17 protein-coding genes are annotated in these 16,214 nt (G+C 57.5%); 8 read left to right on the top strand and 9 right to left on the bottom strand.

Annotation, left to right across the window (positions count from 1 at the left end):
* Positions 1-89: 89 nt before the first annotated feature.
* Positions 90-896 (bottom strand): class I SAM-dependent methyltransferase, encoded by an 807-nt coding sequence (locus ACUNV4_RS06840; protein WP_430877759.1) that lies wholly within the window; start codon positions 894-896, stop codon positions 90-92.
* A 95-nt stretch (positions 897-991) separates the two neighbouring features.
* Between ACUNV4_RS06840 and ACUNV4_RS06835 the strand changes: the two genes are divergently transcribed.
* Complete coding sequence (locus tag ACUNV4_RS06835; protein ID WP_430877758.1) at positions 992-2,410, top strand: transglycosylase SLT domain-containing protein; 1,419 nt, start codon at positions 992-994, stop codon at positions 2,408-2,410.
* 183 nt (positions 2,411-2,593) lie between these two features.
* Positions 2,594-3,493, top strand: coding sequence for an FHA domain-containing protein (locus ACUNV4_RS06830; RefSeq protein ID WP_430877757.1), 900 nt, complete (start codon positions 2,594-2,596; stop codon positions 3,491-3,493).
* 6 nt (positions 3,494-3,499) lie between these two features.
* Here the strand turns inward: ACUNV4_RS06830 and cysM are convergent, their stop codons facing one another.
* From cysM to tsaE, 7 genes are all read right to left on the bottom strand, one after another.
* On the bottom strand, positions 3,500-4,417 hold the full coding sequence (cysM, locus tag ACUNV4_RS06825) for a cysteine synthase CysM (protein WP_430877756.1): 918 nt from the start codon (positions 4,415-4,417) through the stop codon (positions 3,500-3,502).
* A gap of 33 nt (positions 4,418-4,450) precedes the next feature.
* Entirely contained in the window at positions 4,451-5,416 is a 966-nt protein-coding gene (miaA, locus tag ACUNV4_RS06820) for a tRNA (adenosine(37)-N6)-dimethylallyltransferase MiaA (RefSeq protein ID WP_430877755.1), read from the bottom strand.
* Positions 5,417-5,463: 47 nt separating this feature from the next.
* Entirely contained in the window at positions 5,464-7,380 is a 1,917-nt protein-coding gene (gene mutL, locus ACUNV4_RS06815) for a DNA mismatch repair endonuclease MutL (protein WP_430877754.1), read from the bottom strand.
* 172 nt (positions 7,381-7,552) lie between these two features.
* Positions 7,553-8,761 (bottom strand): N-acetylmuramoyl-L-alanine amidase, encoded by a 1,209-nt coding sequence (locus tag ACUNV4_RS06810; protein WP_430877753.1) that lies wholly within the window; start codon positions 8,759-8,761, stop codon positions 7,553-7,555.
* 260 nt (positions 8,762-9,021) lie between these two features.
* Positions 9,022-9,894 carry an SDR family oxidoreductase gene (locus tag ACUNV4_RS06805; protein ID WP_430877752.1) on the bottom strand — a complete coding sequence of 291 codons (873 nt, stop codon included), beginning with the start codon at positions 9,892-9,894 and terminating at the stop codon, positions 9,022-9,024.
* A gap of 54 nt (positions 9,895-9,948) precedes the next feature.
* The gene (locus ACUNV4_RS06800) at positions 9,949-10,338 is read right to left on the bottom strand and encodes a SirB2 family protein (RefSeq protein ID WP_430877751.1); all 390 of its coding nucleotides are present in this window, start codon (positions 10,336-10,338) and stop codon (positions 9,949-9,951) included.
* Positions 10,339-10,348: 10 nt separating this feature from the next.
* On the bottom strand, positions 10,349-10,825 hold the full coding sequence (gene tsaE, locus ACUNV4_RS06795; protein ID WP_430877750.1) for a tRNA (adenosine(37)-N6)-threonylcarbamoyltransferase complex ATPase subunit type 1 TsaE: 477 nt from the start codon (positions 10,823-10,825) through the stop codon (positions 10,349-10,351).
* Between the two features lie 217 nt (positions 10,826-11,042).
* Here tsaE and napE point away from each other — a divergent pair, with 217 nt between their 5' ends.
* From napE to ACUNV4_RS06770, 5 genes are read left to right on the top strand one after another with little or no spacing between them, the layout of a single operon-like run.
* A complete protein-coding gene (gene napE, locus ACUNV4_RS06790; RefSeq protein ID WP_430877749.1) occupies positions 11,043-11,210 on the top strand; it encodes a periplasmic nitrate reductase, NapE protein in 168 nt (55 codons plus the stop codon).
* A 6-nt stretch (positions 11,211-11,216) separates the two neighbouring features.
* Positions 11,217-11,528, top strand: a complete 312-nt coding sequence (locus ACUNV4_RS06785) for a chaperone NapD (RefSeq protein WP_430877748.1) — start codon at positions 11,217-11,219, stop codon at positions 11,526-11,528.
* The gene (gene napA, locus ACUNV4_RS06780) at positions 11,525-14,020 is read left to right on the top strand and encodes a periplasmic nitrate reductase subunit alpha (RefSeq protein WP_430877747.1); all 2,496 of its coding nucleotides are present in this window, start codon (positions 11,525-11,527) and stop codon (positions 14,018-14,020) included. The genes ACUNV4_RS06785 and napA overlap by 4 nt, the downstream gene beginning before the upstream one ends.
* 2 nt (positions 14,021-14,022) lie before the next feature.
* On the top strand, positions 14,023-14,493 hold the full coding sequence (locus ACUNV4_RS06775; RefSeq protein ID WP_430877746.1) for a nitrate reductase cytochrome c-type subunit: 471 nt from the start codon (positions 14,023-14,025) through the stop codon (positions 14,491-14,493).
* Positions 14,494-14,506: 13 nt separating this feature from the next.
* Complete coding sequence (locus ACUNV4_RS06770; RefSeq protein WP_430877745.1) at positions 14,507-15,109, top strand: cytochrome c3 family protein; 603 nt, start codon at positions 14,507-14,509, stop codon at positions 15,107-15,109.
* 109 nt (positions 15,110-15,218) lie between these two features.
* On the opposite strand, the gene ACUNV4_RS06765 is transcribed toward ACUNV4_RS06770, so the two are convergent.
* A complete protein-coding gene (locus ACUNV4_RS06765) occupies positions 15,219-15,545 on the bottom strand; it encodes a hypothetical protein (RefSeq protein ID WP_430877744.1) in 327 nt (108 codons plus the stop codon).
* Between the two features lie 275 nt (positions 15,546-15,820).
* Here ACUNV4_RS06765 and ACUNV4_RS06760 point away from each other — a divergent pair, with 275 nt between their 5' ends.
* Positions 15,821-16,111, top strand: a complete 291-nt coding sequence (locus tag ACUNV4_RS06760) for a hypothetical protein (protein ID WP_430877743.1) — start codon at positions 15,821-15,823, stop codon at positions 16,109-16,111.
* Positions 16,112-16,214 lie beyond the last annotated feature (103 nt).

Genomic DNA, 16,214 nt, shown 5'->3' with positions numbered 1-16,214 from the left:
AAACGCCGGCAGACAGCCGTGTATTGTACCGCGTCACGACCGATATCGACGAATGGAAAGCGTTGCTGTCCTGCCCCTGCCTGCAATGATCAGCGCGGCCGGTTATCGATTCGCGCGACGGTGGCTCGCGGTCGGGCAGCAGTCTTTTCACCCGTACGGGCAAAGCTGGCAGCCGCCATGCCGGTTCTGCCACGACGCCATTGCCTCATCATCGTCATGGGCAGAGTCTGCTTGCGAGCCTGCATGATGTACAGCCCGCCGAGACCACCTATCCAGCGCTCCAGTGCATCCATTCGGCCCAGCCTGCGTAGCACGCGCTCACTGTTGACAGGCGGTCTGATGAACATCGCCGAACTGTCAAGAACCCGGTAATCGAGTACCGAAAGCCAGTCCGACACCCGGTGCCGTGCATAGAAGCGGCCATTCCAGGGTTCCCGTCGTCGCCATCGCGTCAGCATGTGCCGTGCACCGAATGTACTGTAGGGATTGAATCCGATGATGATCAGTTGACCGTCTTCGGTGAGTACTCGGTCGGCCTCACGCAGTGCCTGATGAGGGTTGTCACAGAAATCCAGCGTATGAAAGAACGCAACGGCTTTCATGGTATCAGACGCTACCGGCAGTGACAGAACGTCCGCATGTATGTCGGCCTGGTTTCCCGGAGCGTCCAGCATCAGGTGACGCTGCAGCCCGGCACCAGCCAGCAGGTGCAATCCGGGTACCAGATTACCGATTTGCAGCCCCTGATAACCGAAGACATCGCCCAGTCGCGTGCTCAGTTCACTTTCAAGGCGCGCGGCGATGGACTGACCAAGGCTGCTTGCGTACCATTGCGCAAGCGGCGCCTGTGCGTCCAGCCAGACGGGGCCTTGACGTACCGTTCGTGTACCTTTCATATGCAAACCGTTTAATCGTACTTCCGATGGCCTCAGACCAAACTGGATACCGCAAGCAATTGCCTGTATCCGCTGTTCACGACTCCAGTATAGCCTTGCAACTCCCGACCGTCGTGGCTTTCCTGCTCACCATCCTGTTATCGACCGTCGCCTGGGGCCAATCCAGCAGCAGTACCGATGACACCCCTGCCATGCAGTTGCCTTCACTGGCCAATACGGCGGCAATGGATCGACTGTTGCTGCGTGAAATCGGCGATACCCATATCTTCGACGCCAGCAGTCTGAGCGAACCGGCAACGCAAGGCTGCTGCCAGCAAGGCGGCGCCAGCAGCTCCGACGCCACTCCCGGGCGAGCTCCTGCCGGCACCGTGTGGCAGTTCGTGCAGCAATCCCGACGCTTGCCGATTCCCGACAACGAGGCGATTGCGAACTACCGTCAACAGTATCAGCGAGAAGCGTTGTGGATCAGCAAGATTCTGCACCGGGCAACACCGTTCGCCGGTCATATCGTCGAATTGCTGGATGCGCGCTACATGCCTGTCGAACTGGCTCTGCTACCCGCCATCGAAAGTGGCTATCAACCCAGTGTTCACAGTGCCGAGCATGCCGTCGGTATCTGGCAGATCGTGCCTGCAACCGCCCGGGAAATGGGCGTGATTCACAATTCCTGGTACGACGGACGGTCCGACCTGGTCGAATCAACCAATGCTGCGCTGGAATACCTGAGCTATCTGAATGCGGAGTTTCATGGCGACTGGCTGCTGACACTGGCCGCCTACAATGCCGGTCCGGGTCGCGTACGCAGTGCCATCAGGCGTAATCGCGCCAGGGGTCTGTCACAGGACTTCTGGTCATTGCCACTACCTCGGGAAACGCGCGAATACGTCCCCAAGTTTCTGGCTCTGGTTGCCATGATGCGCCACGATTCTCCTCCCGATCTGGATATTCCCCTGATTCCGCGTGGCAACGCCTTCGAAGTGCTCGAATTTGCACACCGTACCAGCCTGGACAAGGTGGCCGCTGTCAGCGCGATATCCGAAACCACGCTGAAAGGTCTCAATGCCGCTCTGGTGCATGGCGTCACACCACCGGATGGTCCGCATCATGTCTACGTTCTCAAATCCGAATCGGCTCGAGTCGTCGAGGCCGTATCGAACCGTACACCGAGCGAGCTTTATACGCTGCCTGCCACCCATACCGTGGTCGCTGGCGACAGCATCAGTGCTATCGCTGCCACTTACGGGCTGCAACAATCCGACCTGATGGCAATCAACGAGCTGGAAGGCTCCATGATCAGGGTCGGTCAGAAGCTTGCTGTCAGGTTCAGCGGAGATGATACGGATAGCAGTATCGAATACGTGGTGACCATCGGCGACACCTTGTCCGACATTGCCCAGCAATTCTCCGTCGGACTCGATCATATCCGGGATGAGCACGGCCAGAGCCTTCAGGGAGACGTGATTCACCCTGGAGAAAAACTGTCGATCGTGCAGTCTCGAGACAAGACCGGCTGAGCGTGCGGGCAGGTGGTCCGTACCCTCCAACAATGACACGGAGCCACACTTGACGAGCAGAAAGTATCATAATTACTGCTAGTTGACGTGACCAGTTCGATTGAGAATAATCATTGGTTTTCATCAATCCAACCACCGTACCTTAGCCGGCTTGCGGCCCATAGAACGCATCAGGGATATTCAATGACCACCATCATCGTGACTCACGAAGACAACGAGGTTGACGAGTTCGATTTCAACGACGGTCAGGACACCATCTCTATCGGTCGACGTTCCAGCAACGACGTGTGCATCCCGGACCTGTCCGTCAGTGGCAACCACGCCCTCATCACGCTGGAAGGTGGCGAATTCTGGCTGGAGGATCTCAACAGCACCAACGGCACTTACATCAACGGACAAGTGGTGCAGCGCCAGACCATAAGGAACAACGACGAGATCATCATCGGCAAGATTCGTATCACCTTTCACGGATCGGACAGTCTTGCCGCAAATGTCGCAACCACTGACGCTCATGCGGCAAGTGCGCCGGTCAGCAGCGATTTCGGCGACGGACATGTGGAATCCATCGACGAAATCGATGCACTGGCAATGAATGAAGCCAGTGAGGGTATCGAGGATCATCGAATGTCAGCAGGACCGGCCGATCGGCAAGACGTTTCCAGCCAGCCTGCTCATCCGATGGAAGGTGTCGACAACCCCGCTGCGGCATCCACCACTGCAACCCCGGGCCCATCTTCTTCCGCTTCGGCTGCGACGGCAGACACGACACAGGCCCCCATGCTCGAGCTCGAATCTGCCCCTGCCAACACATCCAGAGGCGCGGTGATAGAGATCAAGAATGGGGCGAAATCAGGTCAGATTCTGCCCATCGACAAACCCGTAACCACCCTGGGCAGACCCGGTATCCAGATAGCCGCCATCATGCGCAAGCCCGATGGCTATTTTCTGATGCACATCGAAAGTGACGACAGCGTCGAGCGCCCCACGCTGAATCGCGATGCCATTGGCGACGAACCCGTGCTGCTGCACAGCGGCGACGAACTGAACGTCGCCGGCATCGATGTGGAATTCATGCTGTCCTGAACAGGACTACTCCGCCGGGAACAGACCGCTGGACAGATAGCGGTCCCCGCGATCACACACGATGGTGACGATCACGGCGTCCTGCGTGTCGGGCAACAGACGAACAGCAGCCTGCAAGGCACCACCTGAGGACACGCCGCTCAATATGCCTTCTTCACGGGCCATGCGACGGGCCATGTCTTCGGCATCTGCCTGGTTCACATCGACGATCCGATCAACACGCTCCGGCTCATAGATGGCCGGCAGATAGGCTTCAGGCCAGCGACGGATTCCCGGAATGCTGGAGCCGTCCTCAGGTTGAACACCGACGATGCAGATATCCGGATTCTTCTCCTTCAGATAGCGTGACACGCCCATGATAGTGCCCGTGGTTCCCATCGAACTGACGAAATGCGTGATCCTGCCTTCGGTCGCCTCCCAGATCTCCGGTCCCGTGGTGCGATAGTGAGCCCCCCAGTTGTCGGGGTTGGCAAACTGGTCAAGGACAATCCCCTCACCGCGTTCCGCCATGGCAGCCGCCTGATCGCGCGCATATTCCATGCCCTGCTCTTCGGTGACCAGCACAAGTTCAGCGCCATAGGCCGTCATCAGAGACTTCCGTTCGTCCGTCATGTTGTCCGGCATCAGCAATTTCAGCTTGTAACCCATGGTTGCCGCGACCATCGCCAGCGCAATTCCGGTATTGCCGCTGGTCGCCTCCAGCAGTGTATCCCCGGGTTTGATGGTGCCCCGGGCCTGTGCCTGAACGATCATGTTGGCTGCAGGTCGGTCCTTGACCGAACCCGCCGGATTATCGCCTTCGAGCTTGCCGAATATCCGACTGCCGCGATCGTTGGCGGCAATGCGCTGAATGGGCACCAGGCGCGTATTGCCAATCTGATCGACAAGTGATGGAATCTCGGGGCCCATTGCTGACTGACTCATGTTATTTCCGGTTACGCTGTTTGCTGGCGGCCATCAGGCTGCCTCATTGATGACTGATTGCATGACCTGCTCCTGCTGTGCAACGGACAGGGCATCACAGGCGATGAGGTTCACATTTTCCATGCCGCGCAGCCAGGTCAGTTGCCGCTTGGCCAGTTGTCGCGTTGCTGCCACTGCCCGTTCCACCCAGGCGGATTCGTCAATGGTACCGGCAACTGCCGTGTGGACACGCAATTCATCCAGGTGTTCCCAGGCCTGACGATACCCGACGCTGCGCATGGCAGGCAATTCTGCATGAATGGCAGGGTTTTCCCGCAAATGCTGCATCTCCTCGAGAAAACCGCCTTTCACCATCTGACTGAATCGCTGCGCTATGCGTTGGTGCAACCAGGCTCTGTCATCCGGAACCAGAGCGAACTTCAATGGCGGCTGGTCAAGCGGAGACACAGTATCTGCCTGAAGGCGGCTCATTGGAACCCCTGTCAAGCGGTACACCTCCAACGCTCTCTGCAACCGTTGTGGATCATTCGGATGAATACGTGCTGCGGCCTGTGGATCGATTTCCCGCAACTGTTCGTGCAGGCCGTCCCAACCGATTCGAGCGGCCTCCTCCAGCAGGGCCCGGCGAACGGTGGCATCTGCATCCGGCAACCTGGCAAGGCCTTCTTCCAGTGCCTTGAAATACAGCATCGTGCCGCCGACCATCAACACCTGTTTGCCGCGTGAACGAATGTCAGCAATCGCCTGCAGGGCGTCATCGCAGAAGCGTGCCGCCGAATAGACCTCCCAGGGCTCGCAGATGTCGATCAGATGGTGTGGTACCAGAGCACGTTCTTCTCTGGACGGTTTTGCCGTACCGATATCCAGACCGCGATAGACCAGCGCCGAATCAACACTGATGATCTCGGCATCCAGCTTCGCCGCGATGGACAGGGACAGATCGGTCTTGCCACAGGCCGTGGCTCCCATCAGAAAGATGATTGGCAGTTCGTCACTCATGGAATGCGCCGGTCACTGCAACTAGCCCTCTCATGCACAAGGTGACCTCAACGACCACGCAGGAACAACTTGTCCAGCGCCGCCATATCCAGCGCCGTCCAGGTCGGTCGACCATGATTGCATTGACCACTGTTGGGGGTCGATTCGATCTGGCGCAGCAAGGCGTTCATCTCGGACGGACTCAGCCCGCGATTGGCCCTGACCGAACCGTGGCAGGCCATTGACGATAGCACTTCATCCACTGCTGCACGCAGGCGCTCGCTGCTGTCGTGATTCATCAGATCCGACAGGACATCTCGCAGCAAGGCACTGACATCGGCCTGCCCGAGAATGGCGGGAACTTCGCGAATACACAACTGTTCCGGCGCCATGCGGTCCACCAACAACCCGATACCCTGCAGCCAGTCACGCTCGGCCTCGCAGCGATCCGCCTCCGCTTCACTGACATCCAGGGTCACGGGCACCAACAGGGCCTGTCGTTTCAGCGCGCCATCGTGATAGAGCGCCTTGAGACGCTCGTAGGTAATGCGCTCATGCGCGGCATGCGCATCGACAATGATCAGACCATCCCGGTTTTCAGCCAGTATGTAGACCCCGTGCAAATGGGCTCGTGCAAACCCCAGAGGAGGAATGACTTCGGTGTCGTCCGACTCATTCATTCGTTCGCGCAAGCCGTCTCCACTACGGGCATAGGGGCTGATGGGCTCGGGCGCTCTCGCACCGGCACCCGACCCGCTGGCAGCGCCCGAATGAGTGCTCGGCGCACCGAGTCGGTTCATGGCATCGAGCTGTTCCTGCACCTGCAGGGGCATCGGCCGCTGAAAAGGCGTTCGCGAATACGCGCCGGCCGCCCCCTTCCCGCCGCCAGTCATTTCCTGTTCGGCAGATCGACCGCCATTGCCCGGAAACGATAGCCCATTATCGAGGACACCAGCCGCCTCGCCATCGGTCAGGGAATCAGCCGGCGTCACAGCAGCCAGAAATTCCTTGATGGAACGACGCACGAATCCGTGCACCAGCTGGCTTTCGCGAAATCGCACTTCCTGCTTGCCCGGGTGCACATTGACATCGACACTCGTCGGATCCATCCGCAGGAACAACACGAAGGCTGGGTGACGCTGGTGATAGATCAGATCACTGTAAGCCTGCTTGACCGCATGTGAAATGACCTTGTCCCGCACCATGCGCTGGTTGACGTAGAAATACTGCATATCTGCCTGAGAGCGTGAGAACGACGGGTCAGCGACCCATCCGCTCAAATGCAGGCCGGCACCCTCCAGACTCACGGCTCTGGCAGCTTCCCCGAACCCCTTGCCCAGAATACGGGTAATACGCGCATTGCGTGACTCTGCGTCCTGCGCCACCTTGCATTCGAAACTCGTCTTGCCATTGTGGTTCAGGGTGAATGCACACTCCGGCTCGGCCATGGCCAGAGTCTTGACAACGGTTTCGCAGCGCGAGAATTCCGTGCGCGGCGTCCGCATGAATTTGCGACGCGCAGGTACATTGTAGAAAAGACTGTTGACATCCACAGTGGTGCCCACCGGGTGCGCCGCCGGTTCCTGCTGCATGGGGGTATTCGGTTGATAGTCGATTCGCGCACCATGCTCGCACTGCGCAGTACGGGACGTCAGCGTCAGACGAGAGACCGAAGCGATACTGGGCAAGGCTTCACCACGAAATCCCAGTGTTGCCACCTTCTGCAGGTCGTCCATCGACAGAATCTTGCTCGTCGCGTGCCGACTCAAGGCCTTGGGCAGGTCATCGGCATCAATGCCGCAACCATTGTCCCGGATGCGTATGCGATCAAGACCTCCCTGATCGAGATCGATCACGATCCGTGTCGCGCCGGCGTCCAGTGAGTTCTCTACCAGCTCCTTGACGATGGAAGCCGGGCGCTCGACCACTTCACCAGCGGCGATCTGATTGATCAGGTGATCCGGAAGCTGCTGGATACTGGGCATGGAGAACCGTTACGGGGTCGTTGGAAGCTGGATGATCGCGAAACGAACAACCCGTTATTATGCGCCTGTTGGGGCGACCCTGTACAGCTGCCGGACGGCAATCAACACCCTGCACCGCTCAAGCGCACACTCACTGTCCGGGAGTGTGAACTCTCACCGAGCGAGTCCGCTTTCAGGACCCCTGCCGTCGCCGCTCTGCCGCCAGAATCGTGCCCGCCGGCGCGCGCTTGCTCAGATACCGGGCGACACCATTCTCGATGGCTTTTGCCAACTGGTCCTGGTATCGAGGGTTCTTCAGGTTTTCCTCTTCCTTCAGATTGGAAATGAATGCGGTTTCAATCAGAATCGAAGGAATATCGGGGGCCTTCAGCACCGCAAAGGCTGCCTGCTCGACCGTTGGCTTGTGCACGTTTCCAATCTTTTCCAGCTCGCTCAGCACGTCAGCTCCGGCTTCCATGCTCTGTTCCATCGTCGCACTCTGGGTCAGAGACAGAATCGTTTGCCGCAGCCTGTTCTCCAGATCGCCCAGATCCACATTCCCGTACAGGGCTGCTGCCTCGTTTTCACTCTTGGCAAGCCAGGCGGCTGCCTCGGAACTGGCTCCGTCCAGTGACAGCGCATAGACCGAGCTGCCCATGGCATCATTGTGGTTGATGGCATCGGCGTGTATCGACAGAAACAGGTCCGCCCCACTTTCCCGCGCTATATCCATGCGCTTGCGCAAATCCACATAGACATCGCTGTCACGAATCAGCACCGGGGTGATGCCCGGGCGAGCTTTCAAGCGATCGTGAAGCTTCAGGGCGACCGCCAGGGTGATGTCCTTCTCCAGTGTCTTGCGCTGCCCGATCGCCCCTGGGTCACGACCTCCGTGCCCCGCATCAATCGCAACAACGGCATCGCGTAACTGTGCCGCGGCGGCTGCGGGCGCGGTGCGATAGACCGGTGGCATCGCCTGCTCGTGACTCTTCACACCCAGATCGACTATCAGTCGTTGTCCCCCCTGACGCGGGACGAACCTGTATACCGGACTGACCTTGCCACGAAGATCCAGCACGACTCGCAGGTAATCCTCACCATGCTGTGCATAACGAATGGCCTTCACCACCCCTTCCGGAAAGTTCTTGTCCGGCATCTGCGTTGCCAGAATGGTCCCCGGGAGATCGATGACCAGACGATCCGGTTTGCTCAGACTGAACATGTCCGCCGAGGCATCGACCGAATCAAGATCGAAATGCAGCATCACGTTTTCCTGCTGCACCATGCGAAAGCCATTGAGCTTCCCACCCGCATGCAGTATCGCGCTGTTGCCAAGCAAGGCAAGACCTACGCAACACACCAGCAGTGAACGTGGCAGCCGCCAGACCATTCGAGAAAACATTGCTATCGTGCCTTTCAGCATCACACCCTCACATCGGCGATTCTTGACCAGTCACCTGTCCTTTGATGCGTGTATCTGCCTGTTGTTCGGATTGAATGTACACGGATCGGATGTCATATCAGCGAACAGGCTCCGCCGACATAAGCATAGAAGAGCGATCGGGAATGTCCAGTGGACAGACCCGCGTGCCATGGCTTGCTGGCCACGACACCGATCCATGGTCGAGAGTCGGGGTGTAATCCGCCCAGCTGCGGCGATGATCAACCGATACCGTGCACGACCGGCGTCGGTGAGCGTTCGAACACCTCGTCCGGCACAAAGAAATCGGCCATCAGGCGCGTCGCCCCCTCCAGTTGATATGCCGAAAAATCACTCACCCCTTCCTGACGCAGCACCTCTTCGTCAATGAAGAAATTACCGGTACAACTGGCCGGGTCGCGACCCAGAATGGCCATTGCCGCATCCGCCATGATCTCCGGCTTGCGACACATCAAGGCCATCTGATCATCACCGATGACATTGCGTACCGCTGCCGTGTCGATTGCTGTCAAGGGCCAGAGTGCATTGACTGCAATGCGCTGGTCACGAAATTCCTCCGACATGCCCAGCACACACAGGGACATGCCGTATTTGGCAATCGTGTAGGCCACATGGTTCTTGAACCACTTGGGATTCATGTCCAGCGGGGGCGACAGGTTCAGGATATGGGCATGGGTCGATGCCTGCAGATATGGCAAGGCTGTCCGTGACACCAGATAGGTGCCTCGGGTATTGACCTCGTTCATCAGGTCATAGCGCTTCATGGTCGTGTCGGCGGTGCCTGTCAGAGATACCGCGCTGGCATTGTTGATACAGATGTCGATACCACCGAAAGCCTCGACGGTCTTGCCGATGGCCTCCTCCACCTGGCTCTCTTCTCGAATGTCACACACCAGACCGATGGCCTTGCCAACGCCAGTGGCGCTGATTTCATCGGCTGCGGTGAATACCGTACCGGCCAATCTGGGATGCGGCTCGGCCGTTTTTGCCGCGATGGCAACATTCGCCCCATGGGCAGCTGCGGCCTTGGCGATGGCAAGACCGATTCCCCGGCTGCCGCCGGACATGAAGACTGTTTTTCCTGCAAGTGACATGCTTGAACTCGAGTTGGAAAGCCTGTCTGCAGTGTACTGGAATCAACAGCGCCTTCAGACGAAAGCGAAAAACCCCGCAACGGAGCGGTTGACGGCAACCGACACGATGAAGCCGAATACCAGCAAGGCGGAAACCAGAGACAGGCCGCGGAAGAACAAGGTGTTCTGCTCACGCATGACCTGGGTGCCCAGAACAATATAGATCAGCAGCCCCAGGATCTTGACCGCCAGCCAGGGTGTGTTCCAGGGTGCAAGACCCGACAGTACCGCCAGACTCAATGCGGATAGAAGCAGACAGCTGTCATTGACATGCTGACTGATGCGAAGTGCCGGTCGCTTCGGCCAACGTGCTCCTGCCAGGCTGCCGAGAGCGCGTAGCGTGAACAGGCTGACTGACAGGGTGACGGCCAGCTGATGCACGGACTTGACGATCAGGTAATCCACACCACAGGCCTCAGGTACTGAACACGAGCTTTCGCCCACTACCCTCGGTATAGCTGATTTGCACCTGCAGATCTGCCTGCGGCACTCTGTCGCCTCCCTTTGCCGGCCACTCGATCAGTACCAGCTGATGATCGCTCAGAACATCATCGAATCCCAGATAGTCGAGTTCCGACGGATCTTCCAGTCGGTATAGATCCAGATGCGCGATACGTGCAATGCCGCGCTTCGGCATGGGGACGTCATAGGTTTCGATCAAGGTGTAAGTCGGACTCTTCACTCGACCCGTATAGCCCAGGCTGTGAATGATGGAGCGCACCAGTACACTCTTGCCCGCCCCCAATTCTCCCGACAGGCTCACCAGCGAACCTGACGGCAGCAGTTCCGCCAGTTCACGACCCAACGACTGCATGGCAGCCTCATCGTCCAGGTGACGAACAGGGGCTGCGATCAAGCTCGCCAATTGACTGGATTTCGTTGCCGTATTCATGCGAGGCAAGATTAGCATGGAGACCGGGTCGACAGGCAGTTCGTTCCACTTCGGGCAACAGATACCGGCTGCACCTGTTGCCCTGTCCGCCTCTCGAGCTTGACAAGGTAAACATGTAAACGAAACGCATATTAATGCCCCGCCACTTGATCCAGGTCAATGCAGCCTGCAACGCAATGATTATGATCAGACTTGGCATCATGCTCTTGCGAATATCATGGAAACGACGTCAGACGACAACCACCCGAATCAGCGCAAGACGGAGCGCAATGTGTTCCTGTTGCTTACGGTTGTGCTCGCTCCCGTACTGGCGGTAGCCATTGTCGGTGGCTACGGCTTCATCATCTGGATTTACCAGATGTTCGCCGGCCCACCGACGGCCTGAGTCGTGATGAATATCCATGCCGACTCGGAACCCGGCAAACAGCGCCCCTCGGCCGAATTGCATATCGCAAGCCTGGTGATATTCGCTCGCCCGGATTGTCGCAATGACACCATCGATTATCTGAACAACATTCCCGCGTGCACCCTCTACACCGAAGAGTCCAGAGCTGCCCTCGTCGTGGTAGTGGAAGTCGATCACCAGCAACAGATCAATTCGCTCATGGACGAGCTCAATGCCCGGACCGGCATCCTGTCCGTCAACCTTGTCTATCACCACGTTGATTCTGAGCATTCCATGAAACAGGAAATGAATCCATGAAAATAACTCGGCGCGAATTTGTCCATATGTCTGCGGCGACAACTGCAGCGGCAGTTGCCGGAATTTCCATTCCTGTCAACGCCACCAACCTGGTGACGGATGCGCAGCATACACAGCTGAAATGGTCCAAGGCCGCTTGCCGATTCTGCGGTACCGGCTGCAGTGTCAATGTCGGCGTCAAGGATGGACGAGTGGTTGCCACGCATGGTGACATCAAGTCGGAGGTCAACAAGGGCCTGAATTGCGTCAAGGGCTATTTTCTGTCCAAGATCATGTACGGTTCGGACCGCTTGACTCAACCACTGCTACGCATGACTGATGGAAAATATGACAAGAACGGTGAATTCACACCAGTCAGCTGGGACGCTGCCTTCGACATCATGGAAGAGAAATTCAAGAAGGCCCTGAAGGAAAAAGGGCCCACCGCGGTGGGCATGTTCGGTTCCGGACAATGGACCGTCTGGGAAGGTTATGCTGCGTCGAAACTGTTCAAGGCCGGTTTCCGCTCCAACAACATCGACCCCAATGCTCGCCACTGCATGGCCTCGGCAGTCGGTGGTTTCATGCGCACGTTCGGCATGGACGAACCCATGGGTTGCTATGACGACATCGAAGCCGCAGATGCGTTCGTGCTTTGGGGTTCCAACATGGCAGAGATGCATCCCATTCTGTGGACACGAGTAACCGATCGTCGCTTGAGCGCCCCCCATGTCAAGGTTGCAGTACTCTCCACATTCGAACACCGCAGTTTCGAATTGGCCGATGTTCCCGTCGTGTTCAACCCCCAGACCGACCTGGCCATGCTCAATTACATCGCCAATTACATCATCCAGAATGACATGGTCAATCGGGACTTTGTCAACAAGCACACTCGCTTCAAGGTCGGCAATGCCGATATCGGCTATGGCCTGCGTCCCGAGCATCCACTGGAACAGGCAGCCAGCAATGCCGATGATGCAAATGGTGCCAGAGACAGCGACTTCGAGGAGTTTGCCGAATTCGTCAAGGACTACGATGCGCAATACGTCTCCAGGCTGTCGGGCGTTTCTGTCGAGAAGCTCGAGGAATTGGCCAGACTGTACGCAGACCCGGACATCAAGGTCACCTCATTCTGGACCATGGGATTCAATCAGCATACGCGTGGAGTCTGGTGCAACAACCTGATCTACAACATTCATCTACTGACCGGCAAGATCGCCACCCCCGGCAATTCGCCTTTTTCCCTGACAGGCCAGCCATCAGCCTGTGGAACCGCTCGCGAAGTCGGTACGTTCTCGCATCGTCTGCCCGCCGATCTTGTCGTGACCAACAAGGATCACCGTGACATCGCAGAATCCATCTGGAACATTCCCAGCGGCACGATTCCGGACAAGCCGGGCTATCACGCTGTCCAGCAGAACAGAATGCTGCGCGATGGCAAGCTCAACGCCTATTGGGTTCAGGTGAACAACAATATGCAGGCAGGCCCCAACATCAATGAAGAAGGTCTGCCCGGTTATCGCAATCCGGAGAATTTCATCGTCGTCTCCGACGCCTATCCCACCGTGACAGCCCAGGCTGCCGATCTCGTCCTGCCAACAGCTATGTGGGTTGAGAAGGAAGGCGCCTACGGCAATGCCGAGAGACGCACGCAGTTCTGGCACCAGATGGTGGATGCACCCGGCGAAGCACGGTCGGATCTTTGGCAGCTTGTTGAATTCTCCAGACGGTTCACCACCGAGGATGTCTGGCCCGCCGACATTCTGGAGGCCAATCCGGAATACAAGGACAAGACCCTTTACGACATCCTCTTCGCGAATGGAACCGTGGACAGATTCCCTGTGTCCGACGCCGACAGCGAGTATGCCAATCAGGAATCGAACGAATTCGGCTTTTACCTGCAGAAAGGCCTGTTCGAGGAATATGCCAGCTTTGGCCGGGGTCACGGTCACGACCTGGCCGACTTCGATGCCTACCATGAAGCACATGGTCTGCGCTGGCCGGTCGTCGATGGCAAGGAGACCAGGTGGCGTTACCGGGAAGGCAGCGACCCTTATGTCAAACCTGGCAGTGGCTACGACTTCTATGGCCACAAGGATGGCAAGGCCATCATATTTGCCCTGCCCTACGAGCCAGCCGCCGAATCCCCCGATGATGATTTCCCATTCTGGTTGAGCACAGGACGTGTACTCGAACACTGGCATTCCGGTTCGATGACGCAGCGAGTGCCGGAGTTGTACAAGGCATTTCCGGATGCGGTTGTCTTCATGCATCCCGATGATGCCAGAGATCTCGAGTTGCGCCGAGGCACCCAGGTAGCCGTTCAGTCCCGGCGAGGGCAGATAATCACCCGCGTTGAAACCCGCGGACGCAACAAGCCACCTCGTGGCCTTGTGTTCGTCCCCTGGTTCGACGCCAGTCAGCTGATCAACAAGGTAACGCTGGATGCAACAGACCCGATCTCCAAGCAGACGGACTTCAAGAAATGCGCTGTTCGAATCGTGAGGGCCTGACCATGAACTTCTCTGCCATTCGCAAGCTAGTGCGACGCAGCCTTCTGTTGCTGCCCGTATTACTGGTCACCGCCCTGTGGGCCGCAAGTCCGGATGAGCTGGCCACCTTGCGCAAAGCGGACATCGCTGCCGACACCGAGCCTCAGCGCATGCCTGAAATCGAGAACAAGGACATCAAGAGGGCTCGCAACTACCCCATGCAGCCTCCCACCATCCCGCACAAGATCGACAACTACACGGTCAATCTCAATGCCAACAAGTGTCTGAGTTGCCATGATCGTACGTTGACCGAGCAATCCCAGGCTCCCATGGTCAGCGTTACCCACTTCATGAACAGAGACGGCAATTTCCTCGCACAGGTATCGCCCAGACGCTACTTCTGCAATCAGTGCCATGTGCCCCAGGTTGAAGCTCAGCCACTGGTCGGCAACGACTTTCAGGATGTCGACAGCCTGCTGTCAAAACCCGAATGAGGCGGGCTCAGTCATGATCACATGGGTAAGGAAAATCTGGAAGGTCGCCGCTCGCCCCAGCGTACACTACAGCCTCGGCTTCCTGACACTCGGCGGATTCATCGCAGGCGTCATCTTCTGGGGCGGATTCAACACGGCATTGGAGGCAACCAACACGGAGGCCTTCTGTACCGGCTGCCACGAGATGGAAAACAATGTCTACCAGGAGCTGAAAACGACAATCCACTACACCAACCGTTCCGGAGTCAGAGCCACCTGCCCTGACTGTCATGTTCCTCACGAATGGACCAACAAGATCGCACGAAAGATGCAGGCCTCCAAGGAGGTCTGGGGAAAGGTCTTCGGCACCATCAGCACGCGAGAAAAGTTTCTGGACAAACGGCTTGAGCTGGCACAGCATGAATGGTCACGGTTGAAGGCCAACGACTCTCTGGAGTGCCGTAACTGCCATGATCTGGAGTACATGGATTTCACGGTGCAAAGTGCCAGAGCAGAGCAGGCACACTCCACCCTGTTGGCCAGCGGGGACAAGACCTGTATCGATTGTCACAAGGGGATTGCCCATCAGCTGCCGGACATGCAAGGTGTGGAGGGCTGGGCAGCCAGTGCGCAATAGACGTACCCACCGAAACCCGCTGCAGGGCGCTGTCATGAAGTACCAGCCTTGCAGCGGCAAGCTGCCTTCCCGAGCCGCATTCGTCAACGATGCGGCAATTTTGGCGTGACTATTTGATCAACTGTCGACATTTGTCAAGGTCCAGCTGCTCAGCGCCGGCATCAGCCGATTCTTCTTCATCGGATTCCTCGGCGTCGTCAATCAAGGCCTCACAGTCTGCCACATTGTAGGACGCCTCGCCGGGCTCAGCGCCATCCTCAGCTTGCAGTGCATCACCCTCTTCCGCATCACCACTTTCCTGAGACTCCTGCACAACCTCCTCGACCTTGTCCTCGTCGACAGCATCGGATTCCTGAGCCTGCGCTACCGCCGTGACAGCTGTCAGGGACGCTGCCAACAGCAGAGAGGTGGTGTAACTGATAACGGTCTTGCTCATTCATGGACCTCCATGGTTGCAATATTCACACGGTATCAGCGCAGATCGGTAACGTAGTCTCGCTGCAAATGTTACACGACCGCTCGTTCACCCTCCAGGCATCGACTTGAACCGTTATCGGGCAAAAACTACATGGTCCGATCGGTGTGAATTTCCACGGTTACCATCCGGGTACATGTTCATTCCCTGTCCCGCTTAGGACAAGGCCTTCCCGAAAATCTGTTTGACGAGGGATGCACCGAAATGTCCCCTTGCTCAAGCCATGGAGATTCAGCATGCCAACCGACAAGCAACTCGCCAATGATCTCGTACATACCAATAACGAGTACCAGAAACTGAAAGGTTCTCGTCTGGACAGCGACAAGACACCGAGAGAAACCCCAGCCGGCCAGGGTGCGGGAAGGCGTGGTTACAGCAAGCAACTGTTCGACGAATGGACCCGTGAAGAGCTCGTGACGCATGCCAGAACCCTCGGCCTCCAAGCCGACGAATCCAGTAGCCGGGAAGATCTGATCGAACAGATCGAGAGCAGAGATGCCACGATTGCGAGAGGCTCTGGCAGCTGAAGACTCCTTCACCGTAGCCAGGGCGACCAGCCCAGCTAGCGTTTCTTAAAGCACGTTGCCCGACTCCCGACTTTTTTGCGACCATATGCAAAAATCGGGCTTG

Source organism: Granulosicoccus sp. 3-233 (assembly GCF_052681095.1).
Note: the sequence above shows the minus strand (reverse complement) of the source record. Positions and strands in the feature narration are given on the sequence as shown.